The organism is Amycolatopsis jejuensis, from assembly GCF_000717335.1.
In the GTDB taxonomy this organism is placed as follows: domain Bacteria; phylum Actinomycetota; class Actinomycetes; order Mycobacteriales; family Pseudonocardiaceae; genus Amycolatopsis; species Amycolatopsis jejuensis.
In genome coordinates, this window is record NZ_JNYZ01000007.1 from 146,305 (window position 1) to 171,257 (window position 24,953).

Below are 24,953 nucleotides of genomic sequence, written 5' to 3' on the forward strand. Positions count from 1 at the left end.
CGTTGGTACGCAACGGACAGAAGCTGGACAACCCTCGCCGGCGCGCAACATCTCCGCGCGGGTCACCGATGTCCGGATCGAGCGGGCAAGGACCACGGCTGCCGCCCGTACCGGAAGGAACGACCCCTGATGACCACCGAGCCCGTCGACGGATACGTCCCGCTCTCCGCGCTGCCGCGCCCGTCCGGGACGCTCGACCGGCTGGAGGACGTGGTCCGCGCCGCCCACGACGGCGTACCGGGCGCGGTACCGGAACTGCTGGCGCTGCTGAAGCCGGTGATCGCCCGCTACTGCCGGGCCCGCATCGGCGGACGGGACCTGTCGTACCTGTCGGCGGACGACGTCGCGCAAGAGGTGTGCATCGCGGTCCTGCAAGCAGTGGCAGGTTACGAGGACCGCGGCGGCTCGTTCCTGCACCTGGTCAGGGCAATCGCGGCGAACAAGGTGGCGGACGCCTTCCGCGCCGTGGCGCGCGACCGCTCCCGCCCAGTCCCGGACCTGCCGGAATTCCGCGAAACCCCCGGCGACGACCCGGAATCCCGCACCCTGACCGCCGACCTGGGCGCCCGCCTCGGCCGCCTGATGGCCGGAATGCCGAGACTGCACCAGGAAGTCCTGACGCTGCGGGTCGTGGTAGGCCTGACATCGGCCGAGACGGCGAAAGCACTGGGCATCACGCCGGGCAACGTACGGGTGACGCAATTCCGCGCACTGGCGAAACTCCGGGAGGAGATCACGGAGAAGGGGGTGGCGGAAGCCTGGCGCGGGTGATCCGGGGGTGGTCTTGCTGGGACCGGGCGGGGCGGGAAAGTTCACCCGGTCGGGCCATCTTTGCGGGACACAGCGGGGCTCGGCGGGGGCTCAACAGGTCTTGGGCGGGGCTCGGCGGGGCTCGGCTCGGCGAGGCTCGACGAGGCTTGGCGGGGCACGGCTCGACAGGTCTTGGCGGGGCACGGCTCGACGAGGCTCGACGAGACTCGACGGCTCTCGGCAGGGCTTGATGGAGCGGCGGTTCATGGCGGCGCCGGACGACGTCGGCCGCTCGCCGGGACGCTCGGGCCCCATCGGCCGATCGCGGAGGTGCGCGCATCACACAGTCAGTGCCGCAGCGATCCCACGTCACGTCAGTGGCGCGGAGCGAAGGCAGATCACCTCAGCAGCGCCGCCGCGGAACCCGCTCGTGTCAGCGGTGTCGAAGCACAACCCGGCTCAACCCGGCCCAATCCGGCAAACACCCCAAACCGCCGCAATCCCGGCGAGCTCGGCGATCCCGGGCACACTGCCCGGGAGTCAGCCTGCGTCCAGGCGTCGGCGCATTCGGCGTAGGAATGCGATTCGGTCGGTTTCCACGCGGACGGCTGTGCGGTCCGGGTAGATGTCGAACACCCCCGTCATTCCCGTCTCGCTCAGGCGGCGGCCTGCGGCGCCGGACGGGTGCGCCAGCAAGCGCAGCACCACGCCTTCCGCGGCGGCGCGGTCTTGTGCGGCGCGCAGGACGTGGACGCCCGCGTCGGTGAGGAGGGTCAGGTCCGTCAGGTCCAGGACCAGCGCCATCGGGCGTTTGGCGAGCGCGAACGTCACTGCGCGGACCACCACCAGCGCGGTACCCGCGTCGAGTTCTCCCGACAGCAGCAGTGTGAGCACGTCGAGGTCGTCGTAGCGGTACGACGACTTCAGCCGCGACGATCCCCGTGAGCCGGCTTCCATCCGCGTGCTGCACTCCCTGTCCAGGCGGGCCCTTCTGAGGCCCGCACGTCCACCCGACACCATTCTGGCCCCCGGGGCACGGTGACCGCGCTCACACTCCGCATCCGGGTCGCCCACGCGCGTGACGTGCTCCGCGTGCCCCACGACGAAAGTCGGGAACTCCGGACCGCACGACCTTCGGCGGGTTCCGTCATTTACCGACATTCACGACGGTGGGTGAGTCCTTGACCATCCCCCTTCCCCACCGGAGTTGATTCCCGTGCGCATCGCACGTACCGCCATCTTCCTGTCCGGCCTGGCTTTTGCGGCCGTCGCCGCTGCAGTTCCCGCGGCGGCCGCGGCACCGGATGCTGCCGCGCCACCCGCACAGCCTGCCATCATCGACGGCAGCACCGCCGACTCCCTGCACGCTGCCGCCCGGATGTTCGCCGGAGGCCAGGAACTCTGCTCGGCAACCATCATCGCGCCCGGCTGGATCCTCACCGCCCGCCACTGCACCCAGGGCGCGAACGGTCAGCAGATCACCTTCCACGTCGGCGACCTCGACCAGACTCGTGGCACCGAAGTCCGCGCCACGTCCGTGCACGAGGCCCCCGACGCCGACATCGCGCTGGTGCAGATCGACCAGCAGGTACAGACCGAGTACGCGCCGCTTGGCACGACCGGCGACGTCAACGTCGGCGATCAGGCGCAGGTCTACGGCTGGGGCGCGACGTGCACCGACCAGCCCGAGATCAACTGCCAGTCGCAGGTGCTGAAGGTCGCGAACGTGCAGGTCGCCTCCACCGACTGCCCGGACGGCGCAGCGGGCGTCTCGGTGTGTGCCACCCGGATCGACGGCATCACCGCGGGCGGCGACTCCGGCGGACCCATGTACGCCAACGGAAAACAGGTCGGCGTCGCGTCCACCAGCGACCGGCAGTCCTACACCGCCTACATCAACGTCACCCAGTACCGCGACTGGATCCGCTCGGTCGCCGGCGTGTGAGCAAGCGGTCCGTGAAGGGAACCATGAGGGAATCAGCTGGCCTGATGGTTCCCTTCACGGACCATCGGCGAGGTAAGCGCGGCACGATGAGCCGGATTCGTTGCGTGTCTTACGAAAGCGGCCAAATCCGGGGACGTCGCGTCTTTCGCCCACGCCAGGTGGAGTTCACTTCCGCTTACGCCGCTGACCTCCACCACCGCGATTCCCGACAGGGACGCCTCTCCCAGCATTGTTTCCGGGAGGAGGGCGACTGCCTGTCCCAAGCGCACTGCGGCCAGGAACTGCGCCGAGTCGTGGACTACCGGGCCACGGCGCCACGTTCGGTCGCCGCTCTCGGCGCCGGCCCACCACGACAGTTCCGCGTTCGAGGCGTTGCTCCACACCGGGAACGCTTCGACGTCCAGCTCGCGTCGATCGACCGTCGTGCATCGGGCCAGCCGGTGCGTGCGCGGGACCAGCAGTACGCGCCGGTCGGTGCGCAGGTGCTCGCTGTCCAGGCCACGCCGGTCGAACGGCGCGCGTACCAGCGTGACGTCGACCGCGCCCTGGCGGACCTCGGTCAGCTGCACCGACCGGTCGGCCACCATCGGCGCGACACCGCACTCCCGGTAGCCCGCCACGAGCTGCATCAGCGTGGCGACGTCACAACCGCGCGCGCTGACCCGTAGCTGCCGCCCGGATTCGGCGGCGCGCCGGGCTCGCGTGAATGCCGCCGTGACGCTCTCGTCGAGACTTTTGGCTTCCCGGAACAGCACCTCGCCCGCGACGGTGAGCTCGACCCCGGCCCGGCCGCGGCGCAGCAGGGCGGAACCGAACTCCTTCTCCAGCGCCCGGATCGCCCGCGACAGCGCGGGCTGGGTCATCCGCAGCCGTTCGGCCGCCGCGGTGAAGGTGCGCTCCTCCACCACCGCCGTGAAGTACCGCAGATGCCGGAGCTCGATCGCGGGCTGCACCGGGCCATCCTGCCACGGTTCATGCCCGCCCGGCATGGACTTATACGCCATCGGCGTTGGACATCCGCGCACAATGTCAGCAGAGTCCGGGCATGAACGAAAACGACGGCGTGACCGCCGCCGCCGAGCGTGAGTCCGACCTGTGGACGATCACGCGGCCCGGCGTGCCGCTGTTCATGAACGTGACGCTGACCATCAAGCCCAGCCACGAAGAAGCCTTCGTCGCCGCGCTACGCGAGGTGCTGCCGCTCGCCCGAGCCGAACAGTGCTGCCGGTACCTCCACGCCGGCCGATCCGCCCGCGGCGTCTACGTGCTCTCCGAAGGCTGGCACGATCTGGTCGAATACCGCGACTTCGTGCTCCAGCAGCCGTACTTCCAGACCTACCTCCGGATCAGCGAGGACGCCTACGCCCAGCCCCGCAAGGTTCTCCTCCTTTCCCCGATCCTCGAACCCTGACCTCAGAGCTTCCCGGCTTGCTCGTACATCTTCCGCACCGGATCGGTGAACGCGGCGCTCCACATGTCCAGCGTGACCAGGTCCTCGTTCATCGTTCCCTTGCTGGTGACGCTGAAGATGGTGCCTTTGCCGGTCGCCGGGTCGAACCCCGTCATCCACGGGCCGCCGCTCGATCCACCGGCCAGGTCGCAGTCCGTCTTCCACGACGACCGGACCGAGTCGGCGACCAGCGTGGCGGGCCGGGCACACGAAACGAGCGCCTCGCCACCGGCCAGCTTCGACACCGGATAGCCGAACATCGTGGTGTTCACCGGCGACGGGATCTTGCCGAAGGAAATCTCCTGGGTACCCGCCACGTCCGCGACGTGCCGCCCGCCGACCGGGTCGAGGGCGAGCACCGCGTCGTCGTCCTCCGAGCTCGACGGCCCCCGATACGTGCCGGGCCAGGCAAAAGCCCGCACCGGGAACACCCCGTACGGCGCCTTCCCCCGGTCGTAGCCGGGCACGAACACGACGTTGACGATCTTGATCGGCTGGTCGTACCGGTCCAGGCCACCGTCGACACAGTGCCCGGCGGTGAACGCGACGTCCTTGCTGGAGCTGGGAACCACCGTGGCCGTGCAGGATTGGTCGGCACCCGGCACGGACGTGAAGAACAGCCGCCCGACGCCCGCCGGAACCCGTCCTTCCCACGGTTTCCCGATTTTCTCGGCCGGAGGCAGTTCGGGCTCCCCCACCCATTGCCGCATCCGCTCCGGCGTCCAGTGCGCGAGCGCCGCCGCCCGATCCGCCGCGCTGACCCGGGTCACCACCGGGTCCGCGCCCGCCGCAGCCGCCGGAGAGACCACTCCCGCCATCGCGAGCACAACCGCGAACAAAACTGCCAGCACAACCGCCACCAGCACCGCGCCGAAGCGGCGCACTTTGATCGTGTCGAAGTCCATACCGTGAAGACGTCCGGCACCGGCCCGACGTGTTCACCTCCTCGGGTGATCTTGCGCGCGGAGATGGTCCCGCAGCGCCCGCGCCACGCGGGCCATCAGGATTTCCGCCTCCGGCTGAACCGCCGCCGGTACCCGGGATTCGGTGAGCGCGGCAACCGCGAACGATGGTCCGCCGACGTGGTCCACCACTCCGATTTCATGCCGTAAAATGAGCAATGTCCCCGTTTTCGACGACCATCTCGCGGCATCCGAGGCGAAATCCGGAGCCAGCCGCTGCCGTAACAGGTTCTCCCCCATCAACGTCCGGACGCGCGCGGCCACGTCCGGATCGACCTTCGACGGCGTCCACAACGCGGTGAGCAGATCGGTGAACGCCCGGGCCGACCCAGCGCTCGCCCGCGAAACATCCAGCTGCGGCACCGGATGTCCCTGCCCTTCGGTAACCGCGCCGATCGCGAGCGAATGCGCGAGATGCACCTCGCCCGCGGAGAACCGCTCCGCTGGCGTGTCGCTCAACTCGCCCACCGGATGCCGTACCGCAATGCCGGTGATCCCCCAGTCCCGCACCGTCCGCGTGACCTCGGCGGGCGGTGTGAGCGCGAAAAGCGCGTCGGCTGCCGTGCCGTCGCTGATCGCCACTGCCAGGTACATCAGGTCGTCGACGGCCACCCGCGCCGGATGCCGGAAGCGCGCCAGCCCGGTCGGCCCCGACGTCACCGTGCGGCCGGGCTCGATCTCCACCTGCTGCGCGCCGTCCAGCTCGCCGCGCCGGATCCGGTCCTGCGTGACCGCCACGAGCGGGACCTTGACCAGCGACGCCGCCGGGAACTCCAGGTCCGGCTCGATCCCGATTTCCCGCCCGGTACCGAGGTCTCGGACGAGGAACGACCCGCGCAGCCCGCCTTCGTCGAGTTCGTCGCGAAGCCGCGCGAGCAACGCTTCAGTGTTCACCGGGCCAGTCTGCCGCACCGAGACAACGCGCGATCCCGGCCTGCAACCGCGTGCGCAGACGGGGAACGTCGTCGCCGAAACCGGCCGCCACGTCGTACCCGCGAGCCAGCCGCACCCCGCCGACCGGCCGCCAGGACAGGCCGAGCTCCCGCGCCTGATCCGCGGAGCACAGCAGCAGGTCCGCCGACCCGAACACACTCGCCGCGGCCGTGGTGAGTGTGGCGGCCAGCTCGACCTGCGCAGGCAACAGCCCCGCCGCATCTCGCGCACGGAATACGCGGTCCCGCACGTGGGGTACGTCGTCCTCCGGCTGCACCCACACCCGGCGCCTCGGCCCACCCGACCGGCCTGCCCGCAACGTTTCCAGGTACCGCACGTCCTCGTCGGGCTCGGCCTCGCCCGCCAGCCCGAGCGGCACGGCCCATCCCCCGTCCTCGGGCGGTACCGCGACGAGCGCCGCCCGGACTTCCTGCGTGCGCACCAGTTCCGCCCGCTCGGCCGGCCCGGCGACGCGGAACTCGAGGAACACCTCCAGCCGCCGCGCCTCCGCCTCGAGCTCTGCGAGGTCGCGGGTGGTGCAGGTGTCCGGAACCGCCAGCCGCAGCGGACGTCGCCGCGCCCGCTGCGCGTCGTACTCCATTGCTTCGGCAAGGCGGACCAGGCGTTGCGCGGACGGCAGCAGATCGCGGCCGAACGGCGTGAGCTGCGCCCGGCGCGTGGAGCGGTCGAACAGCCGCTCGCCCAGATGCCGTTCCAGCGCGGCAATGCGGCGGCTCGCCACCGGTTGCGGGATCCGCGCGAGCGCCGCACCGGCGGTGAAGCTTCCCGCCTCGCTCACGCTCACGAACGCCCGGCAGCTGCCGATCAAGTCCACGACCACAGTTTATGCCGGAATCGCATCGGATCGCACAGAAGTGTCTTGGACAGCATGAGCGGCTGATCGGCACGCTTTCCGGAGATGATCGACCCGGAGGGAGATCCCGTGTTCCGCAGGCTGTCACTGGCCTTGCTCACCCTGGCTGCACTCACCTCGTGTGCAACACCAGCAACACCGACAACACCAGCCCCGGCTGCTACTGTCACACAGCCGGATTTCGCCGCCCTGGAAAAGACTTTCGGCGCCCGGCTCGGCGTTTACGCCATCGACACCGGCACTGGCCGCGAAATCGCTTACCACGCAGATGACCGTTTTGCCTACGCCTCCACCCACAAGGTGTTCACCGCGGCAGCCATCCTGCACCGCGGGGACGATTTGCACCGGATGATCACGGTTCGGTCAAGCGATCTCGTGCCCTACTCGCCGATCACGGAAAAGCATCTCGATACGGGGATGTCGTTACAGAGCGTGCTCGATGCTGCGTTGCGCTACAGCGACAACACTGCAGGTAACCTCATGTTTCGCGAGATCGGCGGCCCCGAAGGGCTGACAGCCGACCTCCACCGATCGGGCGATACGGTCACTCACGTGGACCGCATCGAGCCCGCACTCAACGACACCGCCCCCGGCGATATCCGGGACACGACAACGCCTCGTGCCTGGGCGGCCGACCTGCGTGCCGCGGTGCTCGGGTCCGCGCTCGGCCCGGACCGGCAAGCCGTGCTCACCGGCATGATGCGAGCCAGCACGACCGGCGGGAACCTGATCCGCGCCGGGGTTCCGGACGGCTGGCAGGTCGCCGACAAGACCGGTACCGCCGATTACGCCACGCGCAACGACATTGCCGTGGTCTGGCCGCCGAACCGGGCACCGATCGTGCTCGCGGTCCTGTCGGATCGCCCGCAGAAAGACGCGAAGGCCGACGACAAACTGATCGCGCAGGCTACCGCCGCGGTCGTGAAAGTGTTGCCGTGATCGGAATCTACCGGGTGGTCACCCACGTGCTCGCGGTACTTCTCGTGCCCGTCGCGTGGGTGGTCGCGCGGGGCCGGGCCCGGCACGTCGCGTGCCAGTGGGCGCTGGGCGCCCGCTACCCGGCCGAAAAACTCGCCGGCCTCACCCCCGGCACGTACGCCGCGTTCACCGCAGCCCGCACCGAAGCCTTGTGGCAGCACGGAATTCTCCTCGGGCTGACGTCGGGGCACCGCGATGCCGCGCGGCAGGCGGAGCTGTTCGACGACGAGGTCCGCCGGACCGGCTCGATCGAGGCCGCATTGCAGCGCACGTTGCCACCGGCGGAATCCCAGCACGTCCAAGGCATCGCGATGGATGTGCGTCCGCTCGAAGGCGCGCAGTGGCTGGAAGTCCACGGTGGACGGTTCGGCCTGTATCGCGTGTACGACAACGAATGGTGGCACTTCGAGTACCACCCCGGCGGTCCGCCGCAACGGCTGCCGCATCCCGGGTTCACCGCAACTCGCGCCGCCAGCTGAACGCCGCTGGCGAAAACCCGGTGGTACCTGGCCGGACAGCCGCTGTCACCCCGATTCGCACGGGATTACGTTCAGCGCCATGATCGTCATTTCCGCCATCCTCATCGGACTGGCCTACTGCGCGCTCCAATCATTGCTGAAGGAACCGGCGCGCCGGAAGTTCAACGCTGTCATGGTCGCCGGAGCCGGCGCCGCCTACCTCAGCGGCGGCGCACTCGGCGGCTGGGAGTTCGTTTTCACCGCAGCCGTCACATATTGCGCGTACCGCGGGCTCGATTCCTATACCTGGATCGGGATTGCGTGGCTGCTGCACACCGCGTGGGACATCGTGCACCACCTGCGGGGCGCACCGATCATCCCGTTCGCGCACACTTCCTCGCTCGGCTGCGCGATCTGCGACCCGGTGATCGCGGTGTGGTGCCTCGGCGGCGGACCGTCGGTGCGCGCAGCGGTAAGCACCGTACTGGCCCGGCTGCGTCCCGCGCGCAAGCCCGCCTAAGGTGGCGTGGCACGACTTTCCGCCACGACAAGGGGACCTCGCATGCCGCTCCGAGTGCTGTTCTGCATCGGCGTCAACCAGAATTTCTTCGACCTTCCGCGCGACGGCATCGCGACCGCCGACGTCTGGCAGGCGTTCCTGTCGATGATCGAGCAGCTCAAAGCCCTCCCGGGCGTCACGTACCTCGCCGACATCGACGACGACTCGCACATGGTCGGCCCGTCCGACGGCTGGCCGTGGACCTGTTACATCCTCGCCGACGTCGACACGCAGGAGACCGTGAAGGCCGCGTGCAACCTCTTCCGCACGACACCGATCGGCGATACCGCGAAGCTGTGGAAGTTCGCGAAGGTCGAGGCGCGTATCGGACGTCCGCTGACAATCCGCGACGACGTCCGATGAACGCACCGGTCGCCGTCGTCACCGGCGGCGCACGCGGGCTCGGCGAAGCCATCGTGCGCCGCCTGCACGCCGACGGATACCGGATCGCGATCGCCGACGTCCATCCCGCGCCGGACCTCGTGTCCGAACTGGACGGAACCGGCGCCACCGTGCGGGAATTCGCCGTCGACGTGCGGGAAAGGACCGAGCTGGAACGGCTTCGCGATGCCGTGGTAGCCGAATTCGGCGACGTGCAGGTGCTGGTCAACAACGCCGCACGGACGCAGGCGAAGCCGCTTTTCGAGATCACGCCAGAAGAACTGGACGATGTGCTCGCGGTGAACGTGGGCGGAACTTTTGCCGCGTGCCAGGTGTTCGGCGAGTACCTGGCCGGTCGCGGGTACGGGCGGATCGTGAACATGGCGTCGCTCGCCGGGCAAAATGGCGGTACCACCACCGGCGGCCACTACGCCGCGTCGAAAGGCGCAATCATCACTGTCACCAAGGTTTTCGCGCGTGAACTGGCCGCGCGAGGGGTGACGGTGAACGCGGTTTCGCCTGGCCCGCAGGACAGCCCGGCGGTACGCGAGATCGTCGGCGACACCGAGGCACTCGCCGCCGCGATCCCGGTCGGACGGCTCGGCGACCCGGGGTTCGTCGCGCGCATGGTGGCGCTGCTGGCCTCGCCCGAAGCGGCTTCGGTGACCGGAGCCTGCTGGGATGCCAACGGTGGTCTGTACCTCCGGTAACGAGCGCGTGACAAAGATCAGGCGACCGTAACGAATCACGGAAAGCGGCGATAACCGGACGTGCCCGGGGTGGTCCCGGGCCCCGTCCGAACGGAATCCCCGCATGATTCGCCCGGTTCTGAACCGCGTCCCGAACCCAGTCCTGCGCCGTGCCGCCGTCGTCGCCGCGACCGCCGCCGCACTCGTGTGCACCGCCTGCTCCGGGTCCACCGGCGGTGCCGCCCAGCCGGTCGGCAGCCCGGCCGCCGGCTCGTCGTCGGCCGCGGCGCCGAAGGCGGCCCCGCTCGAAGCGGCGAAGGCCGGGCAGGCGCTCGCCGACGCCGCCAAGAAGGCGTCCGCGGTCCACGTGAAGGGCGCGATGACCGAGAGCGGCGGCGCGGTGAAGCTCGACCTGCAGCTCAACAAGGACAGCGCGAGCGGCTCGGTCGAGAAGGACGGCATCACGGTGCCGGTGCTGCGGTCCGGCGAAAAGTACTACTTCAGGTTCAGCAGCTCGCTGGTGAAGGAGGCGGGGATTCCGGAAGGTTCGGAGGTCGCCGCGCAGGTCACGGACAAATGGGTGTCGTCGGAGTCGCAGATCGGCCAGGGCATCGGCGCGGCGTTCAAGTCCTTCCTGGACTACCGCGGGTTCATCGATTCGATGACCGGCGAGCTGAGCGTGTCCACCTTCTCCGGCGGCGAACCCGCCGACCTGGCCGGGACCCAGGTGCTGCGCTTCACCAGCACGGACGGGGTCGCGTACCTCGCCGCGTCCGAACCGCACTACCTGCTGCGGATCGAGGCCCCGCAACACGGCACGATCGACTTCAGCGGCTGGGACAAGCCGGTCCCGGTGAATGCCCCGGCGCCTGCGGAGATCTACTCGGGCCCCGGCGCGTGACCCGGCCGGGGTGCGGGTAGTCCCTTCGCATGAGCAGCCGCCTGATCGCCATCGCCGTCGACTGCCGCGACGCCCCCGCGCTCGCCGGGTTCTGGCGGACCGCGCTGGATTACCCGCACACCGAACCGTGGGAGGACGGCCACGGCACGGGGTACGTCGAACTCAAGGCGCCGGACCGCCCGTCGCTGCTGTTCCAGCCGGTGCCGGAGGGCAACGAGTTCTGCGTCCTTCCCCGGCGCCGGTGACGCACGACTGGCCCGCCAGTGCCACAAAGCGCAACCATGGGCGCCAAGCGGCACTTGCCTGCGATCGTCTTGGCGTTCGCAGCCATTGCCGCAGCCTTGCTGGCCGCGTCGACGACGGGGTACCTCGGTTGCGGAGCCGGTACCAAGGCTGAAGCGCACCAGCCATCACCGCTGGCGGCAGCCCGCCTCGCTACGCTTCCGGGCGTGTCGGAGACGAACCGGAGGCCCGCGTATCCCGATCTCGGGGTGCTCGCCGGGCGGTTGTTGTTCGCGGTGCAGCGGGAGCTCTTCGCCGCGCTGGCTGCGGACGGGTTCGCCGACCTGAGCCCCCGGCACGGTGCCGTGCTCGCCTACCTCGGCCCGGACGGCTCGCGGGCGACCGAGCTCGCGCGGCTGTCCGGGCAGCGCAAGCAGGTGATCGGCGTGGTGGTCGACGAGCTGGAGACCCTCGGCTACGTCGAGCGCCGTCCCGATCCCGGGGACCGGCGCGCGAAGCTCGTGTGCCCGACTGCCCGCGGGCTGGCCATGATCAGCGCCTCGGGCCGGATACTCGCGGCGCTGGAAGACCGGCATGCCGCCCGGGTGGGACACCGCGAGTACGCCGAGTTCAAACGCATCCTCACCGACGTCACCGACCACCAGCGGCGGGCCCCGGTCATCGGCCCCTCTACGATCGGCCCGTGACCGCCTACGACGACATCTTCGACGACGCTTCGGCCCTGCCCGAGCGCCAGCAGCACATCCTCGCCACCATCCGGGACTGGGCGGGCCGCCACGGGTACTCGCCGAGCACCCGCGAGATCGGCGAAGCGGTGGGACTGCGGTCGACGTCGTCGGTGTCGAAGCACCTCGCCGCGCTGGAGGACAAGGGGTTCCTGCGCCGCAGCCCGTCCGTTTCGCGGCCGATCGACGTGCGCGCGTTCCTCGGCGACACGCCCGCGCGCGACGACGGCGACTCCGTGCCTGTTCCGGTGGTCGGCGACATCGCGGCGGGTACGCCGATTTCCGCGCAGGAGCACGTCGACGACGTGATGCAGCTGCCGCGCGGGCTCACCGGCCGCGGCACTGTCTTCGGGCTCCGCGTGCGCGGCGATTCGATGATCGACGCGGCGATCTGCGACGGCGACATCGTGGTGGTCAAGCAGCAGCCCGAGGCACATTCGGGCCAGATCGTGGCCGCGATGATCGACGAGGAAGCCACTGTGAAGGTGTACCGCCGCCGCGACGGGCACGTGTACCTCGAGCCGCGCAACCCGGCCTACGACGTGATCGACGGCGACCGGGCCGTGGTGCTCGGTGTGGTCGTCTCGGTGCTGCGCAGCGTCTGAGCAGCACCGAGACGAGCGGTCAGTCGACCGGTACCGGCACCCGGGTCTCCACCGGTCCGGCCACCGTTTCGCGACCCTGCCACGGCCGCGCGACCAGCCACAACACCAGCCCGGACACCACCAGTCCGCCGAACATCACCGTGGCCATCGCGGCCGCGTTGTTGCCCAGCAGGCCGACCACCGGCGAAACCGCCGCGCCGACCCCGAACTGCACGGCACCCAGCAGCGACGCCGCGGTACCCGCGTTGTCGCCGTGCGCGTCGAGGGCGACCGCCGGTGCGTTCGGCAGGATCAGCCCGGCGAAGAACAGCACCACCCACACCGGCACCGCCACGCCGAACATCCCGCCGAACCCGGTCAGCGCGGTCACCAGCAGCACCCCGGCCGAAGCCGCCGCCAGTACGCTCGCCACCAGCAGCACCTGGTGCGGTTCGTACCGGTTCATCAGCCGCGCGTTGACCTGCGTTGCCGCGATCAGCCACACCGCGCTCGCACCGAACATCAGGCCGAACTGCTGCTGGTCCAGCCCGTACTGCTGCTGGAACACGAACGACCCGCCGCTGACGAACGCGAACAGCCCGGCCATCGCGAGCCCGGCCACCAGCACCAGCCCGAGGAACGACCGGTCGGTGAACAGGCTCCGGTACGACCGCACGGTCGCCCGGAACTTGAACGGCTGACGCCGCGCCGGCGGCAGCGTCTCCGGCAGCGCCAGCGCCGCCGCGACCGCGCTCGCCAGGCCGATCACCGCGAGCACCACGAAGACCCCGCGCCATTCCGTCCACGCCAGCAGCGCGCTGCCGAGCGTGGGGGCGAGCACCGGGGACACCCCCATCACGAGGATGAGCTTCGAAAGCAGCTTGGCCGCACCGCGGTCGGTGTAAAGGTCACGCACCACGGCCAGCGCCAGCACGGCCCCCGCCGACGCACCCAGCCCCTGCACCACGCGCGCCGCGCTCAGCAGTTCGACGGTGGGTGCGACGAGGCACAGCAGCGACGCCAGCACGTGGATCAAGCTGCCCGCGATGAGCGGGATCCGCCGCCCGACCGCGTCCGAAAGCGGCCCGGCCACCAGCTGGCCGAGCCCGAGACCCAGCACCGTGCCGGTGAGGGTGAGCTGGATGGTCGACTCCGTCGTCGACAGTTCACGGGTGATGTCCGGCAGCGCCGGCAGATACATGTCGATGGACAGTGGCCCCAGTGCCACCAGAACTCCCAGGACCAGCACCAAACCCAGCTGGCCGCCGGCTCTCGGTGCTGCTTCGCGTGTTCCGTTCACGCCACTCCCCTTCTCGTGCGCACAGTGAGCACACAGAGCAGTGACGACGCAGCGGCCCGGTTCATTCCGGAACCGGCGAACAGATCACACCGTGGGAATTCGCCTTGACAATTCAGCCGAGGCCGAGAGCGAACACGTGCAGGTCCGGATCAGCAGGCAAGGTGATCGTCGCAACCTTCTTGCCTGCCGCGATTTCGAGCGGTGCCGTCGCGTAGACCGACGCCGAAGGACCTGCAGCTCCAGGTTGATTTCGGTACACCGTGCGGGCGACGAGCGTGTTGCCGAACACCGGATCGTTGCCCCCGCCGGGGAGGATCCAGTCCCCGAACGAAAGATCTGCGGTGGCGGTGGTGCCGTCGGTGAAGGTGACGGTCGCGGTGCCCCGGTGGTCGCCATTGGTGGCCGCACCGATGAAGGACAGCTTCCCTGCTGAAGCTCCACCTAGATCGAGCTTCTGCCCCGCGGCCGCCACGTTGTCCGGGCGCGCGGCCGGTGCCGCGGGCCAGACGAAGGTCGTGCCCGGTCGCCCCCGGCGCGAGACCGGCGTCGGACAGGGCATTCCGCGAGTAGCTGTTGCCCGCGCCGTCGATGTTCGCCGTACCGCCGTCGCCGCCGTCGCCGTCGTCGGAGATGCCGACGTTGCCGAAGGTGTCGGCGAGGCTGCCCTTCGGCGCGACCAGCACGATCATCGACGACGAAACCTGATGACCCGCCCCGCGCAAGGTCACCGGCACCTGGCGGTAACCCGCGGGCGTTCCGGCCGCGACAGCCACGGTGAGATCGGCTTTGCCACTGCCGGTCCGGCTGATCGGACAGCGTGAAGTCCAGCCGGCCGCCGTCACGGGCGATGTTCTGCGGCAGCCACGTCTGGTCCCAGCGATGGCCGTTCAAGGTCAGACCGTGCACGTACGGCGTGGTCGCCGACGCGCCTGGCGCGCGGAGGTCGAGCGTGCGCCCGCCCGGCAGCGTGAGCATCGCGAGGTCCGGGGTGCCCGGGGTCGACGGGGTAAATGCCCAGCGCGGCCCAGACGTACCACGAGGACTGCGCGCCGAGATCGTCGTTGCCGGGTTCGCCGTCGGGGGCCGCGCTGAAGAGCGTGGTGGCGATGTGGCGGACGACTTCCTGCGTCTTCCACGGCTGCCCGGCGTAGTTGTCCAGCCACGGCACGCCGAAGTCCGGCTCGTTGCCCGCCCACATGTACGGCTCGTTGGGTCCGACGTTCAGCTTCCGGAAGAACGTGTCGAGCCGTCCGGCCACCGCGGCCGGGCCACCCATCGCGGTGACCAGCCCGGCCGGGTTCTGCGGCACCAGCCAGGTGTACTGCGCGGCGTTGCCCTCGCCGAAACCGTCCTGGCCGAACTTGCCGGGCGCGGGCGGGCGGTACGCGGGGCCGTCGGGGAACCGGCCGTCCTGGCCGCGCGGCTGTGATCGATGCGCCGACGCGCGCGTGGTCGCCCCGGGAAGCGTCGTTGTTCGGCAGGTAACCGCGGGCGAGGTAGTCCGCGATGCCGCGGCGTTCCTGGTACGCGCCAGGGGTTTGGTCGACCGCCGTTGGCCATAACAGCATGCCGTGCAAGGGCGCGAGCGAACGGTAGGTGTCCCAGTCGGAGAAGTCGGCGTACTGCGGGTGCCCGGGCGGAAGGGCGCGGACCTGGTTGTCGAAGCCGAGGTAACGCCCGTTGACGTCGTTGAACGTGTTGGGGTGCATCAGGCTGTGGTACAGCGCGGTGTAGAACGTCTTGAGCTGCGCGGGATCCTTGCCTGCCACGCGAATCCGGCCGAGCGCGGAGCTCCATGCGTCCCGCGTGGACTTGCGGACCGCGCCGAAGTCCCAGCCCGGCACCTCGGCCGCCATGTTCGCCCGGCGCCGTCGACGTCCACATAGGACATCGACACCTTCGCCTGCACCGTGCCGGTGTCGCCGAAAGCCAGGTATGCACCGGCTTGCGGCGAATCGACCTGGTCACTGCCCGCCTGGATCGTGTTCCCGTCCCACGTGCCGTGCGCGGTGAAGGGACGGTCGAAGGTGATGTCGTAGTAGGCGGTGTACCTGTTGCCTTTTCCGCAGAAGTTCCCGCTGGTGGCCGAGCCGCTGACCGCGCGGTCGCCGGTGATCCGCAGCCCGGCCGCGGATTTCCCGGCGAGGCTCGCGCCACCTTTCACCAGCACCTGGGCGTTCGCCCCGGACGGGAAGGTGAACGCGGCGATCCCGGTCCGCGTGGTCATGGTGAGTTCGGTGCGCACTCCGGAATCGGGGAATGTCACGGCGTAGTAGCCGGGTTCGGCCTGCTCGCCGTCGTGGGTGAATCGTTCGACGCGGTCCCACGGTTTCGCGCCGACGTCACCGGCAGGATCGGCACGTTGCCGAACGCATGGCAGCCCACCGACGCGTGGTCGAGGCTGAAGTCGCGGATCTTGTCGCCATCCCGAACGGTGCGGCCGGACCGGGGAAGTTGTTGATCTCCCCTACCGACGAGCCGCCGCGCCCGGTCCCGGCGAGCGGATCAGCGTACGCCGCGGGATCGTTCACGAGCGGTGTTTGCGGCGCCGCCGCGGCGAGACTGCTCGCCCCGATCATCGCGGCCGTCACCATTGCTGCCAACCGCACCGGTGCCTCCCTGGACCCGTCCGCTTGGTTTCCGACCTTTTCCGGGCGGCGGCCGTCAAGGTCAACCTGATGACACGGACTTGGCCGGTTTCGCGGCAAATCGGGCGCGGACGGGCTACCGTCGAGAGGTATGACCGAACCTGCCATCGGCGACGTCGAGGGCCGCGACGCCGGCTCCCCCGTTTCCGTGATCCGCGAGTACACCACCGTCGCCGGCACCGGACCGCGGCTGCACCAGCATCCGTACCCCGAGACTTTCGTGATCCAGCGCGGCCGTGCGCTGTTCACCATCGGCGCCGAACAACGCGAAGGCGTCGCCGGGGAGGTGCTGGTCGCGCCCGCGAACACGCCGCACAAGTTCGTTTCCCTCGGCCCGGAACCGTATGAAGCCGTGCACATCCACCACAACGACCGGTTCGTCACCGAGTGGCTGGAGTGACGGCATCTCGTGGTTGTCGCGAGCGCGCCGTCCGTGATTGAGTGGGCTGATGGCGGGGAAGACGTTCCGGTTCGGGGTGGTCGCGACAGCACAGGATGGCGGGGAGAAATGGCGCGACACCGCTCGCCGCGCCGAAGATCTCGGCTATTCCACCTTGCTGTCGCCGGACAATCTGCACCTGCCCACGCCCACCGCGGCACTGGCGGCCGCGGCGGCGGTGACGACTGAGCTGCGCGTCGGGTCGTTCGTGCTGGCCAGCCCGTTGCGCACGCCGCGCGCGGCGGCGTGGGAGGCGCACAGCCTCAGCGTGGTCACGGACGGGCGGTTCGAGCTGGGCCTCGGCACCGGCCTGCCGTCGATGCGCGAAGCCGCCGCCGAGCTGGGTCTGCCGTACGGCACCGGGGCCGAGCGGCTGGCGCAGGTGTCCGACACGATCTCGCACGTCCGCCGCCTCGACGGAGACGTGCACACGCCGGTGATGGTCGCCGCCGGTGGGCCGAAAGCGCGCCGGATGGCGGGGGAACGCGCGGACATCGTCACGCTCGCGGGCAGCGTGCTCACCAGTCGCGCGGACACTGCGAACCACGTCGCCGAAGTCCGTGCCGCGGGCCGGGAGGTGGAGCTGGCGATGAACATTTTCGTGGTCGGCGACGAGGTCCCGCCGTGGATCCGCGGGTTCGTCGGAGCCGACGCGGAGACGCTCATCGCGCACGATTCGCTCACCATCCTGCGCGGCGGCCCGGCCGCGATGGCCGACGAGCTGCAGCGACGGCGGGAGGATCTCGGCGTGTCGTACTTCAGCGTCAACGGCGCGTTTCTCGACGCGTTCGCCCCGGTGATCGACCGGTTGAGCGGACGATGACGCGGCGCCGGGAATAGCCGCGCCCCCGCGGGGGATTGCACCGGGTATGAAAGCTGTGACCTACCACCGCCATGGCGGGCCGGAAGTGCTGACCGTGTCGGACCTGCCCGTACCGGAACCGGGCGCGGGTGAGGTGCGGGTGCGGATCGTGGTGTCCGCGGTGAACCCGACCGACTGGAAATCCCGCTCCGGCCGTCTCGCGCCGTCCGCCGGGGAAGGCGAGCTGCAGGTACCCAACCAGGACGGTGCGGGTGTCGTCGACGCCGTCGGGTCCGGGGTGGACGGATTCGCCGTCGGGGACCGGGTGTGGGTGCTGCTGGCGGCGGCGTGGAAGCCGGAGTCCGGGACCGCGCAGGAGTACGTGGTGCTTCCGGCGGACCGGCTGGTCACCCTGCCCGCGGGAGCCGGTTTCGACGAGGGGGCGGCGTTCGCGGTCCCGGCGCTCACCGCACATCGCGCGCTCACCGTCGCCGAGGACGGGCCACAACGCCTGGCAGCGGATGCGTTGTCCGGCAAGACGGTACTGGTCAGCGGCGGCGCAGGCGCAGTCGGGAACGCGACGATCCAGCTCGCCCGGTGGGCCGGGGCGACGGTGATCGCCACAGTGAGCACGGAGGAGAAGGCCGCGCTCGCACGCGCGGCGGGCGCACAGCACGTCGTGCGGTACACCTCGGAGGACGTTGCCGCTGCGGTGCGGAAGATCGCGCCGGACGGCGTCGACTTGATCGTGGAGGTCGCTGCCGGGGTGAATGCCGCACTGCATCCGGAAGTGCTGCGACCACGCGGCACGGTCGCGGTGTACGGCGACGACGGCGGAACGGGCTCCGTGACCGTCGACTTCGGACGGAACCTGTGGCTCAACTCCCGGTACCAATTCCTGGTGCTCTATACGGTCGGCTGGGACAAACTCCGGGACGGCGCTTCGGATGTGACCGCCGCCCTGCGGGACGGCGCACTCCAGCTCGGCCCGGACCACGGCCTGCCGGTACACCGCTTCCCACTCACCGAGACGGCTCGCGCGCATGCCGCATCGGAGCACGGCATCACCGGAAAGGTGCTGATCGACGTCACCCCGGCTTCGTGATCGCGGCGAGGTGCTGATCGACATCACCCCGGCTTCGCGATAGCGGCAAGATGCTGATCGACATCACCCCGGCCTCGCGATCGCGGCAAGCAATGCGTCGACGGTGACGTCCGGATCGTCGCGGTAATCCTGCCACCGCGCGAACATCTCCTGCACGGCGGTGACCAGCTCGGGCGCGAGACCGGCGGCGGAGCAGGCGTCGGCGATCTCCGCCATCTCGCCTTCCCACCGCCACGCACGCTGCCCCGCGGACGTGAGCTGTCCGGGCGCGCCCAACGGCGTGTCCGGCAGCTCGGCCCCGGCCAGCTCCCGCAGGTCCGCGTCGACGCCGTGGCGCGCGGCAAGCGCGTACGACTGCGCCGCGAGGGCGTACGTGAGCTTGTTGTACGCCGCGAACGCCACCTTCAACGCCGACGCGCGACCTACCGGCCCATCGAGCGCGACCACCCGCAGCGGACCGCCGTCGAACAACGCCGCGACCTCCCGGACGGCGTCCTCCGGCCCGGACAGGTACAGCCGCGTGGTACCCGCCGTCCGCGGCGGCGGCCCGACGATCCCGCCGTCGACCACGGTCACCCCCGGCCGGACCACCTCACCAAGCCGCACGGCACGTTCCGGGCTGATGGCGTTGGCGTCGAGGTAGATCCCGCGGAACTCCGTTTCCGCCACCCGCGCCGCAAGTTCCTGCGCGACGGAGGGAGGGCAGATGCTGAGGACGGCGCGGCAGTCCCGCAATGCGGCGAAATCCGGTACCTCGATGAGCCCGGCCTCGTGTGCCCGCTGCCGCGTCGCGGACCCGCGCCCGTCGGACACCCACCACCCAGGCGCACCGGTGACCGCCCTGCCCACCGCAGCACCCATGGCCCCGGGATGCAGGACGGCGATCGGGCTTTTGTCATTCACGGGCTCCCACTGTAGTCGGGGGTTGGACGCCAGCTGTGGGGTTTGTGCTGCCTCCTCGGTTGATACTGCTGTCCGGTTCTGCATCGGTTTTGGGGTGGATAGCTGCCTTGGGCTGGGCAGCTGCTTTGGGTTGGATAGCTGCCTTGGGCTTGGCTCCGGCCCTGTGTTGGATGCCAGCCGTGGGATCGACGCGAGCACTGGGGTCAAGATCAGCTCGCGGTCCGGCACCGGCCTCGGATTGGACACCGCCGCCGGACTCGGCACCAGCCTCGGGTCCGGCGGCAGCTCCGGGCTCAGCACCAGCCGTCAGTCCGGCACCAATCCCGGGTTCGACGCCGCCTCTAGGATCGGCACCGGCTCGCGGCCCGGCATCAACTCCGGGTTCCACTCCGCTCCCGGGCCCACCACCAGCCCCGGATCCGGCGCCAGCTCCGAGCGCGACACCAACCCCAGGTTCCACACCGCCTCCGGACCGAGCACCAACCCCGGGTTCCACTCCGCTCCCGAGCACGTCACCCACCCCGGGTTCGACGCCAACCCTCAGCCCGGCACCATCCCCACTCCGGCACCAACCCCAGGCCCAGGCCCAGGCCCGCCACCACCACCGGATCCCACCCCAGCCCCAGGTTCCACCCCGGTCAACTCCACACTCGCCGCCCACAGCCGGGCGGCCGCCTCCAGGTCGGCGTACGCCCCGCGGACCGGTTCCGGACGCGGCCGCCCCCGCATGCCGAATACCCGTGGTCCCCAGATCTGGCCGCTGTCGACACCCGGATCCAGCACCGCGTGCACCGCGGGCCGAGCGCCGTCGTCCTTGCCCTGCAGGACGATTCGCATCGGCCAGGCGGTCAGCTTCTGCACCGGGCTGCGGACGTGCAGCGGGGGCCGGTCCGGGGTGAGGCTGTCGAGCGCACCGCCCGGATGGACAACGATGCTCAGCATTCCCTCCGCCCTCCGGTGGAGTTCCATGGCGAAGAGCGTCTGCGCGAGTTTCGACCGCTCGTAGGCGAGTTTCGGCGTATACCCGCGGGTGGTGTGCAAGTCGGCGAAGTCGAGGCGCGCCGATTTCGCCGCGAAGCTGCCGGTAGTCACGATCCGCGCGCCCGGCGCGAGCTGCGGCCAGAGCAACGCGACGAGCGCGAAGTGCCCGAGGTGGTTGACGCCGAACGTCATCTCGTGTCCGGCGGCCGTCTCCCGGCGTTCCGGACCCTCCAGATACACGCCAGCATTGAGCACGACCGCGTCCAGCCGCCCGATCTCCGCCACGGACTCCCCCAGCGAGGCCAGATCGGCCAGATCCAGCCGCACGTGCCGCACCCGCGCGCCGGGTACACGCTCGCGCAGCACCTTGAGCGCGACCCCGGCTTTCGCCGCGTCACGGCTGCCGATCACGACCTCCTCCCCTGCCGCGGCCAGCCGCTCGGCCACGAAGTAGCCGATTCCGGCGTTGCCGCCGGTCACCATCACGATCATCTCCATCCCCTCCTATTTCTGAAGTCAGTCTAACTTCAAAGTCATTCTGATTCAAGAGGCAGTTCGGCTTTGGGGTACCCTGACAGTGTGGTGAACACCGGACGACGCGAACGCCGCAAAGCCGAAACCCGCCGAAGGCTCGACGAGGCCGCGCTGCGGTTGTTCCTGGAGCACGGCTACGACGGGGTCACCGTGGCGCAGATCGCGGACGCGGCCGACATCTCGGTGGCCACCCTCTTCGCGCACGTCCCGGACGGCAAGGAAGCGCTGATCTTCGACGACGGCACCGAACGCCGGGAGGGAATCGTCGCCGCAGTACGGGAACGTCCCGACGGGGAGCCGGTTCTCCATGCCCTGCAACAGTTTTTCGCGCACCGGGGCCCGTATGCGAACGAGCTGCCGCCGGAACACGCGCCGAAGCGCAACCTGATCGTGTCCACCCCGGCGCTGCACGGCTACGCCCGCCGGCTGTGGCATTCCTGCGAGAACGAGCTGGCCGCCGCTCTCGCCGAAGACAGCGGCCGGGCGCCGGACGACCTCAAAGTGCGCGCGCTGGCCCGGTTCATCCTGGAGATCCCGGACCTCACGGGCACCGAGCCCGATCCGGCAGCCGCCCTCGCGACAGTGGTGGAACTGCTGGAATCCGGATGGTCCTGACCGCGGCCACGGACTCGGCACCCCCGGCCGGACCATGATCGTCCCCGGATCGGACGCCACGGCACTCACCGAGGGTCACCGCGCACCGAAGATCGGGCGGACCTGACTTTCGCAGGTATCGCCGCAGACCGGACACCGGTATACCTGGACGTGATCACCCGATAGGTCTGGACCACTTGGTGGACGTGGTCCGGCGTCCCGACCGGTGCCGGTCGCCGTCCGCCCCGACGTCCTTTGTGGAGGAACTATGCACCGGCTGGACGCGACGCGCGACTACGCCATCGGGCTGTTCCGCGTCGTCATCGGATTCCTTTTCGCTTGCCACGGCGTGAAAACGCTGTTCGGACTGCTGGGCGCGCACAGCCCGGCCCCGGTGGGCGCGTGGCCGGGCTGGTGGGCGGGGCTGATCCAGCTGGTCGCGGGAGCGCTGGTGCTGCTGGGCATCGGCACCCGCGCGGCAGCCCTGATCGGCTCGGGATCCATGGCGTACGCCTACTTCACCGTGCATGTACCGCTCGGCCTGTTCCCCATCGAGAACGGCGGCGAAGCGTCCGCGATGTTCTGCTGGGCCTTCTTGATCCTCGCTTTCACCGGCCCGGGCCGCTTCGCGCTGGGCGGTGCGTTGTCCGCACTGCGCACCGGAAACTCGCGCCAGCACCGCATCGCGGACGTCCGCAGCTGACGGCTCCGTCCACATCGGACTCCGGCGTCAGCGCGCCTGCCCGGATTCGGCAAGCGCGTCGATCGCCCCGACGAGTTCGTCGAGCGCAGGTACCGCAGCGGCGATCAAGTGCCGCCAAGCCGGATGCACCCCGTCCAGCGCCGCGGCGAGAATGGCCGCATTGTGCCCCTGCCACCGCTCGACGGCGGCGCGGCCACTGTCGGTGAGCTCGAGCGCGACAGTCCGCCGGTCGTCCCCGCCACTCGTCCGCGTCACCAGCTCCCGCGAGCGCAACCCAGTCACCATCGTGGTCACCGAATTGGGCGCGAGCTTCAGCAGCTGCGCGATCCGGCTCGGCCGCGCCCCGGGGTTCTCCGCGAGGCAGGACAGCAGTTCGAGCTGCGCGACGGACAAGGTGTTGTCCGGATCGGCCGTCCGCGCCGCCCGCCGCATCGCCCGCCGAAGCCGCGCCACGACATCGGCCAGCACCGGCTCCGACGCAGTCACCGGGCGACCCCCGCCGGTGCGGCCGTCTCCTCGCCGGGGCGCAGGCACCATGTCACCAGCGCCGTGCCAAGACCGCGCGCCATGTTCACCAGTCCTCCTCCGGTGGCCGACGTCCGGGCCGGGATCGCGCCCGAGTTGTTCACCCGGATGAACACTTCCAGACCGACCCCGGCCACCACCAGCGACACGCCCACCTCCCACAGTGCGGACGCCGGTGGTGCCGCAGCGAACCCGGCCAGCGGCAGCCCCGGCATGTCCTTGACCTGCGGCGAGATACCCGCAGGGCGCCCAGGTCAGCGGATCCACGGCGAGCCCGACCGGTACGCCGACCGGGAAACCCCTAGCCATCCGGCGGTGTCGACCGACGTGTACCCGGCCTCCTCGCCGGGTAGCCACGCCCGCAAGACCCGAAAGGAGGCCCGGACATGCTCGACATCCGCGACTACATCGCCGACGTCCGCTACCCCTGCGACCGCGACGAGCTCCTGCGTTGCGCGACGGCCCACGGCGCAGACGACACCGTGCTCGGCAAGCTGGGCACCCTGCCCGAACGCGAATACGACGGCATCGACACGGTGAACCGGCTCCTCAACCGCCCGCTCGACCCCCACGATCCGGTCCGCTGAAACCCGGCTCGATCGCGAGCCGCAAGCTCCCGGCAGCTCGACCGACCCCGCAGCTCACTGCCGGTACGGTGCTGCCGCCGCGTGGGCTGCCGTGATGAAGGCGCCCTTGTTCTTCGGCCAGAATGTGCTGTCCACACACGAATACCGCGGCAGGAATCCGCCGCATGTCCCGCTTTGCGCTCCGACCTCGAACGTGAAGCTGGCGACCCCGAGCGCACCATAAGTGAAATCGTCCGTGGTGCCGCTCGTCGAATAGCCGACCGTCTCTTCGTTCGTGCCCACCAGATATCCGTTGGCGGCATTGAACTTCGCACCCAGTTTCCGGTACGCGGCGTCATTGGGGGAACGCGAACTCGTGAATCCCCACGGGATCACGATGTCATTGCCGAAGCTGTGCAAGGTGATCATCGTGCCGCGGGCGGTGTCGGGGGCCGGATCGTTGTCGCCGGTGCCGCGCTGGACCGGGTAGATGGCGCGGAAAAGCTTTTCCAGCGCCTGGGTTTCCGGTTCCGAACCGGCGCCGGTCCCCTGGTACGTTTCCGCGCACGGCGAGTTCGAATCGGCACCCCAGCGGAACGTGGAATTGCGGTTCAGGTCGACACCGATGTTCGTCCCGCTGCAGTTTCCCCGGCTCGTGTTCGCATTCTTGCGCTGCAGCTTCGGCGCATTGCCCCCGGACGCGACGATGTCGACCCCGTCCGGATTCGCAATCGGCACCACCCATACCTCGGTCGTGTCCAGAATGGCCTTCGCGGTCGCGTCGGTCGCGTACCCGTCGGCGAGGTAGTCGATCCAGCGCCAGGCGAGTTCACCGGTCGAGATCTCCCGGGCGTGAATCTGCGCCATCAACACGAATTTCGGCTTGGGCGACGTCGGCGACAATGTGCAGTCGCCGGACTGTTTCTTCGTCAGGCAAATCGCTTTGATGTCATGTCCGCCCTTGCCCTGGACCTTTCGCCACGATTGCCCGAGCGGGTACTCCGTCGCGAGATCCGGGTGCGCTGCGGCGACTTTCGCGAGATGGGTTTCCTGCGCTGCGACGGTCCGGTACCCGCCGTAGAACGTGTCTCCCGCCGCCCTGGTCTCGATTCCTTTGTAGACAGTGTCAAAGAAGGCCGGGGCAAAACCGCGGGCCCGCACTTGCGCGGCCACCGCCCGGTCGCCCACCACGTACACCGCTCCCGAATCCGACCTGGTCACGTCGAACCCGGCGCGCGCCAGCTCCACCGCTTGCGCCGGGTCGGCCGGAACCCGCCACGACACCGGGTCGTCCGGCGCCGCGTGGGCAGTACCCCCGACCGCGCTCGCCACCAGCAGTCCGGCAGCAGCAACCGTGAGCCGGATCGAGAACCTGGCCGTCATCGGAACTCCTCACACAGGCAGGCGAGGGTCACCGTGTG

General features: G+C 69.9%; 31 protein-coding genes and 4 pseudogenes. 19 read left to right on the forward strand and 16 right to left on the reverse strand.

The window, feature by feature from the left end:
• The first annotated feature begins 129 nt into the window (after positions 1-129).
• A complete protein-coding gene (locus OO71_RS10700; RefSeq protein WP_033289533.1) occupies positions 130-771 on the forward strand; it encodes a sigma-70 family RNA polymerase sigma factor in 642 nt (213 codons plus the stop codon).
• Positions 772-1,290: 519 nt separating this feature from the next.
• Here the strand turns inward: OO71_RS10700 and OO71_RS10705 are convergent.
• Positions 1,291-1,707 (reverse strand): STAS domain-containing protein, encoded by a 417-nt coding sequence (locus OO71_RS10705; protein WP_033289534.1) that lies wholly within the window; start codon positions 1,705-1,707, stop codon positions 1,291-1,293.
• 259 nt (positions 1,708-1,966) lie between these two features.
• On the opposite strand from OO71_RS10705, the gene OO71_RS10710 reads away from it, so the two are divergent.
• Complete coding sequence (locus OO71_RS10710) at positions 1,967-2,695, forward strand: S1 family peptidase (RefSeq protein ID WP_033289535.1); 729 nt, start codon at positions 1,967-1,969, stop codon at positions 2,693-2,695.
• A gap of 32 nt (positions 2,696-2,727) precedes the next feature.
• Here the strand turns inward: OO71_RS10710 and OO71_RS10715 are convergent, their stop codons facing one another.
• Complete coding sequence (locus OO71_RS10715) at positions 2,728-3,648, reverse strand: LysR family transcriptional regulator (RefSeq protein WP_245633628.1); 921 nt, start codon at positions 3,646-3,648, stop codon at positions 2,728-2,730.
• Between the two features lie 92 nt (positions 3,649-3,740).
• Between OO71_RS10715 and OO71_RS10720 the strand changes: the two genes are divergently transcribed.
• Positions 3,741-4,106: a putative quinol monooxygenase gene (locus OO71_RS10720; RefSeq protein ID WP_051791423.1), complete on the forward strand. Its 366-nt coding sequence runs from the start codon at positions 3,741-3,743 to the stop codon at positions 4,104-4,106.
• Positions 4,107-4,108: 2 nt separating this feature from the next.
• On the opposite strand, the gene OO71_RS10725 is transcribed toward OO71_RS10720, so the two are convergent.
• From OO71_RS10725 to OO71_RS10735, 3 genes are read right to left on the reverse strand one after another with little or no spacing between them, the layout of a single operon-like run.
• Positions 4,109-5,050, reverse strand: a complete 942-nt coding sequence (locus OO71_RS10725; protein ID WP_162186058.1) for a trypsin-like serine peptidase — start codon at positions 5,048-5,050, stop codon at positions 4,109-4,111.
• 33 nt (positions 5,051-5,083) lie between these two features.
• Positions 5,084-6,001: a serine hydrolase gene (locus OO71_RS10730; protein ID WP_033289693.1), complete on the reverse strand. Its 918-nt coding sequence runs from the start codon at positions 5,999-6,001 to the stop codon at positions 5,084-5,086.
• The gene (locus tag OO71_RS10735) at positions 5,991-6,881 is read right to left on the reverse strand and encodes a LysR family transcriptional regulator (RefSeq protein ID WP_033289536.1); all 891 of its coding nucleotides are present in this window, start codon (positions 6,879-6,881) and stop codon (positions 5,991-5,993) included. The genes OO71_RS10730 and OO71_RS10735 overlap by 11 nt, the downstream gene beginning before the upstream one ends.
• A 78-nt stretch (positions 6,882-6,959) precedes the next feature.
• Here OO71_RS10735 and bla point away from each other — a divergent pair, with 78 nt between their 5' ends.
• The 9 genes from bla to lexA all read left to right on the forward strand — a co-directional run bounded on the left by bla (position 6,960) and on the right by lexA (position 12,453).
• Positions 6,960-7,853 (forward strand): class A beta-lactamase, encoded by an 894-nt coding sequence (gene bla, locus OO71_RS10740; RefSeq protein ID WP_033289537.1) that lies wholly within the window; start codon positions 6,960-6,962, stop codon positions 7,851-7,853.
• A complete protein-coding gene (locus tag OO71_RS10745; RefSeq protein ID WP_033289538.1) occupies positions 7,850-8,371 on the forward strand; it encodes a M15 family metallopeptidase in 522 nt (173 codons plus the stop codon). The genes bla and OO71_RS10745 overlap by 4 nt, the downstream gene beginning before the upstream one ends.
• A gap of 79 nt (positions 8,372-8,450) precedes the next feature.
• Positions 8,451-8,870 (forward strand): DUF6010 family protein, encoded by a 420-nt coding sequence (locus OO71_RS10750; RefSeq protein ID WP_033289539.1) that lies wholly within the window; start codon positions 8,451-8,453, stop codon positions 8,868-8,870.
• 42 nt (positions 8,871-8,912) lie between these two features.
• Positions 8,913-9,272: a hypothetical protein gene (locus OO71_RS10755; protein ID WP_033289540.1), complete on the forward strand. Its 360-nt coding sequence runs from the start codon at positions 8,913-8,915 to the stop codon at positions 9,270-9,272.
• Positions 9,269-10,000, forward strand: coding sequence for an SDR family NAD(P)-dependent oxidoreductase (locus OO71_RS10760; RefSeq protein WP_033289541.1), 732 nt, complete (start codon positions 9,269-9,271; stop codon positions 9,998-10,000). The genes OO71_RS10755 and OO71_RS10760 overlap by 4 nt, the downstream gene beginning before the upstream one ends.
• Positions 10,001-10,103: 103 nt before the next feature.
• Positions 10,104-10,880, forward strand: coding sequence for a hypothetical protein (locus OO71_RS10765; RefSeq protein WP_033289542.1), 777 nt, complete (start codon positions 10,104-10,106; stop codon positions 10,878-10,880).
• Positions 10,881-10,909: 29 nt separating this feature from the next.
• Complete coding sequence (locus OO71_RS10770) at positions 10,910-11,125, forward strand: VOC family protein (protein ID WP_033289543.1); 216 nt, start codon at positions 10,910-10,912, stop codon at positions 11,123-11,125.
• 204 nt (positions 11,126-11,329) lie between these two features.
• Positions 11,330-11,809 (forward strand): MarR family winged helix-turn-helix transcriptional regulator, encoded by a 480-nt coding sequence (locus tag OO71_RS10775; protein WP_033289694.1) that lies wholly within the window; start codon positions 11,330-11,332, stop codon positions 11,807-11,809.
• Positions 11,806-12,453 carry a transcriptional repressor LexA gene (gene lexA, locus OO71_RS10780; RefSeq protein ID WP_033289544.1) on the forward strand — a complete coding sequence of 216 codons (648 nt, stop codon included), beginning with the start codon at positions 11,806-11,808 and terminating at the stop codon, positions 12,451-12,453. Before OO71_RS10775 ends, lexA begins: the two co-directional genes overlap by 4 nt.
• Positions 12,454-12,472: 19 nt before the next feature.
• Here lexA and OO71_RS10785 read toward each other — a convergent pair whose 3' ends face one another.
• Together OO71_RS10785 and OO71_RS52115 are read right to left on the reverse strand one after the other, a co-directional pair.
• Positions 12,473-13,732: a Bcr/CflA family multidrug efflux MFS transporter gene (locus tag OO71_RS10785; RefSeq protein ID WP_033289545.1), complete on the reverse strand. Its 1,260-nt coding sequence runs from the start codon at positions 13,730-13,732 to the stop codon at positions 12,473-12,475.
• 112 nt (positions 13,733-13,844) lie between these two features.
• Entirely contained in the window at positions 13,845-14,291 is a 447-nt protein-coding gene (locus OO71_RS52115) for a hypothetical protein (protein ID WP_245633629.1), read from the reverse strand.
• Between the two features lie 14 nt (positions 14,292-14,305).
• Here OO71_RS52115 and OO71_RS52920 point away from each other — a divergent pair, with 14 nt between their 5' ends.
• The gene (locus OO71_RS52920) at positions 14,306-14,437 is read left to right on the forward strand and encodes a hypothetical protein (protein ID WP_281178403.1); all 132 of its coding nucleotides are present in this window, start codon (positions 14,306-14,308) and stop codon (positions 14,435-14,437) included.
• A gap of 165 nt (positions 14,438-14,602) precedes the next feature.
• On the opposite strand, the pseudogene OO71_RS53095 reads toward OO71_RS52920, so the two are convergent.
• From OO71_RS53095 to OO71_RS52130, 4 pseudogenes are all read right to left on the reverse strand, one after another.
• A pseudogene (locus OO71_RS53095) lies at positions 14,603-14,707 on the reverse strand (hypothetical protein); the annotation flags it as partial.
• Positions 14,708-14,777: 70 nt separating this feature from the next.
• A pseudogene (locus OO71_RS52120) lies at positions 14,778-15,266 on the reverse strand (glycoside hydrolase domain-containing protein); the annotation flags it as partial.
• Positions 15,267-15,354: 88 nt separating this feature from the next.
• A pseudogene (locus OO71_RS52125) lies at positions 15,355-15,588 on the reverse strand (glycoside hydrolase domain-containing protein); the annotation flags it as partial.
• 89 nt (positions 15,589-15,677) lie between these two features.
• Positions 15,678-16,112: pseudogene (locus tag OO71_RS52130) on the reverse strand (GH92 family glycosyl hydrolase); the annotation flags it as partial.
• 359 nt (positions 16,113-16,471) lie between these two features.
• On the opposite strand from OO71_RS52130, the gene OO71_RS10800 reads away from it, so the two are divergent.
• From OO71_RS10800 to OO71_RS10810, 3 genes are read left to right on the forward strand one after another with little or no spacing between them, the layout of a single operon-like run.
• Positions 16,472-16,780 carry a cupin domain-containing protein gene (locus OO71_RS10800; protein ID WP_033289546.1) on the forward strand — a complete coding sequence of 103 codons (309 nt, stop codon included), beginning with the start codon at positions 16,472-16,474 and terminating at the stop codon, positions 16,778-16,780.
• Between the two features lie 49 nt (positions 16,781-16,829).
• A complete protein-coding gene (locus OO71_RS10805) occupies positions 16,830-17,642 on the forward strand; it encodes an LLM class flavin-dependent oxidoreductase (RefSeq protein WP_033289547.1) in 813 nt (270 codons plus the stop codon).
• A 46-nt stretch (positions 17,643-17,688) separates the two neighbouring features.
• On the forward strand, positions 17,689-18,726 hold the full coding sequence (locus OO71_RS10810; protein ID WP_033289548.1) for an NADPH:quinone reductase: 1,038 nt from the start codon (positions 17,689-17,691) through the stop codon (positions 18,724-18,726).
• 63 nt (positions 18,727-18,789) lie between these two features.
• Here the strand turns inward: OO71_RS10810 and OO71_RS10815 are convergent, their stop codons facing one another.
• A complete protein-coding gene (locus OO71_RS10815) occupies positions 18,790-19,629 on the reverse strand; it encodes an NAD(P)-dependent oxidoreductase (protein ID WP_162186059.1) in 840 nt (279 codons plus the stop codon).
• Positions 19,630-20,169: 540 nt separating this feature from the next.
• Entirely contained in the window at positions 20,170-21,102 is a 933-nt protein-coding gene (locus OO71_RS10820; RefSeq protein ID WP_084144867.1) for an SDR family NAD(P)-dependent oxidoreductase, read from the reverse strand.
• A 90-nt stretch (positions 21,103-21,192) separates the two neighbouring features.
• Between OO71_RS10820 and OO71_RS10825 the strand changes: the two genes are divergently transcribed.
• The gene (locus OO71_RS10825; protein WP_245633630.1) at positions 21,193-21,759 is read left to right on the forward strand and encodes a TetR/AcrR family transcriptional regulator; all 567 of its coding nucleotides are present in this window, start codon (positions 21,193-21,195) and stop codon (positions 21,757-21,759) included.
• A gap of 247 nt (positions 21,760-22,006) precedes the next feature.
• On the forward strand, positions 22,007-22,441 hold the full coding sequence (locus tag OO71_RS10830) for a DoxX family protein (RefSeq protein WP_033289551.1): 435 nt from the start codon (positions 22,007-22,009) through the stop codon (positions 22,439-22,441).
• Positions 22,442-22,468: 27 nt separating this feature from the next.
• On the opposite strand, the gene OO71_RS10835 is transcribed toward OO71_RS10830, so the two are convergent.
• Both OO71_RS10835 and OO71_RS10840 read right to left on the reverse strand, forming a co-directional pair.
• The gene (locus tag OO71_RS10835; protein ID WP_033289552.1) at positions 22,469-22,927 is read right to left on the reverse strand and encodes a MarR family winged helix-turn-helix transcriptional regulator; all 459 of its coding nucleotides are present in this window, start codon (positions 22,925-22,927) and stop codon (positions 22,469-22,471) included.
• Positions 22,924-23,181 carry a hypothetical protein gene (locus OO71_RS10840; protein ID WP_033289553.1) on the reverse strand — a complete coding sequence of 86 codons (258 nt, stop codon included), beginning with the start codon at positions 23,179-23,181 and terminating at the stop codon, positions 22,924-22,926. The genes OO71_RS10835 and OO71_RS10840 overlap by 4 nt, the downstream gene beginning before the upstream one ends.
• 171 nt (positions 23,182-23,352) lie before the next feature.
• Between OO71_RS10840 and OO71_RS10845 the strand changes: the two genes are divergently transcribed.
• The gene (locus OO71_RS10845) at positions 23,353-23,553 is read left to right on the forward strand and encodes a DUF2795 domain-containing protein (RefSeq protein WP_033289554.1); all 201 of its coding nucleotides are present in this window, start codon (positions 23,353-23,355) and stop codon (positions 23,551-23,553) included.
• A 54-nt stretch (positions 23,554-23,607) separates the two neighbouring features.
• Here OO71_RS10845 and OO71_RS10850 read toward each other — a convergent pair whose 3' ends face one another.
• On the reverse strand, positions 23,608-24,915 hold the full coding sequence (locus OO71_RS10850; protein ID WP_033289555.1) for a M14 family zinc carboxypeptidase: 1,308 nt from the start codon (positions 24,913-24,915) through the stop codon (positions 23,608-23,610).
• Positions 24,916-24,953: the final 38 nt, after the last annotated feature.

Excerpts from the sequence above, each read along its gene's own strand:
- OO71_RS10700 (WP_033289533.1), top strand. The coding sequence starts at position 130 with ATGACCACCGAGCCCGTCGACGGATACGTCCCGCTCTCCGCGCTGCCG.
- OO71_RS10760 (WP_033289541.1), top strand. The coding sequence starts at position 9,269 with ATGAACGCACCGGTCGCCGTCGTCACCGGCGGCGCACGCGGGCTCGGC.
- OO71_RS52115 (WP_245633629.1), bottom strand. The coding sequence starts at position 14,291 with ATGCCCTGTCCGACGCCGGTCTCGCGCCGGGGGCGACCGGGCACGACC.
- OO71_RS10720 (WP_051791423.1), top strand. The coding sequence starts at position 3,741 with ATGAACGAAAACGACGGCGTGACCGCCGCCGCCGAGCGTGAGTCCGAC.
- OO71_RS10750 (WP_033289539.1), top strand. The coding sequence starts at position 8,451 with ATGATCGTCATTTCCGCCATCCTCATCGGACTGGCCTACTGCGCGCTC.
- OO71_RS10725 (WP_162186058.1), bottom strand. The coding sequence starts at position 5,050 with ATGGACTTCGACACGATCAAAGTGCGCCGCTTCGGCGCGGTGCTGGTG.
- OO71_RS10840 (WP_033289553.1), bottom strand. The coding sequence starts at position 23,181 with ATGCCGGGGCTGCCGCTGGCCGGGTTCGCTGCGGCACCACCGGCGTCC.
- OO71_RS10810 (WP_033289548.1), top strand. The coding sequence starts at position 17,689 with ATGAAAGCTGTGACCTACCACCGCCATGGCGGGCCGGAAGTGCTGACC.
- OO71_RS10770 (WP_033289543.1), top strand. The coding sequence starts at position 10,910 with ATGAGCAGCCGCCTGATCGCCATCGCCGTCGACTGCCGCGACGCCCCC.
- OO71_RS10800 (WP_033289546.1), top strand. The coding sequence starts at position 16,472 with ATGACCGAACCTGCCATCGGCGACGTCGAGGGCCGCGACGCCGGCTCC.
- OO71_RS10820 (WP_084144867.1), bottom strand. The coding sequence starts at position 21,102 with ATGATCGTGATGGTGACCGGCGGCAACGCCGGAATCGGCTACTTCGTG.
- OO71_RS10845 (WP_033289554.1), top strand. The coding sequence starts at position 23,353 with ATGCTCGACATCCGCGACTACATCGCCGACGTCCGCTACCCCTGCGAC.
- OO71_RS10850 (WP_033289555.1), bottom strand. The coding sequence starts at position 24,915 with ATGACGGCCAGGTTCTCGATCCGGCTCACGGTTGCTGCTGCCGGACTG.
- OO71_RS10830 (WP_033289551.1), top strand. The coding sequence starts at position 22,007 with ATGCACCGGCTGGACGCGACGCGCGACTACGCCATCGGGCTGTTCCGC.
- OO71_RS10705 (WP_033289534.1), bottom strand. The coding sequence starts at position 1,707 with ATGGAAGCCGGCTCACGGGGATCGTCGCGGCTGAAGTCGTCGTACCGC.
- OO71_RS10765 (WP_033289542.1), top strand. The coding sequence starts at position 10,104 with ATGATTCGCCCGGTTCTGAACCGCGTCCCGAACCCAGTCCTGCGCCGT.
- OO71_RS10805 (WP_033289547.1), top strand. The coding sequence starts at position 16,830 with ATGGCGGGGAAGACGTTCCGGTTCGGGGTGGTCGCGACAGCACAGGAT.
- bla (WP_033289537.1), top strand. The coding sequence starts at position 6,960 with ATGATCGACCCGGAGGGAGATCCCGTGTTCCGCAGGCTGTCACTGGCC.
- OO71_RS10755 (WP_033289540.1), top strand. The coding sequence starts at position 8,913 with ATGCCGCTCCGAGTGCTGTTCTGCATCGGCGTCAACCAGAATTTCTTC.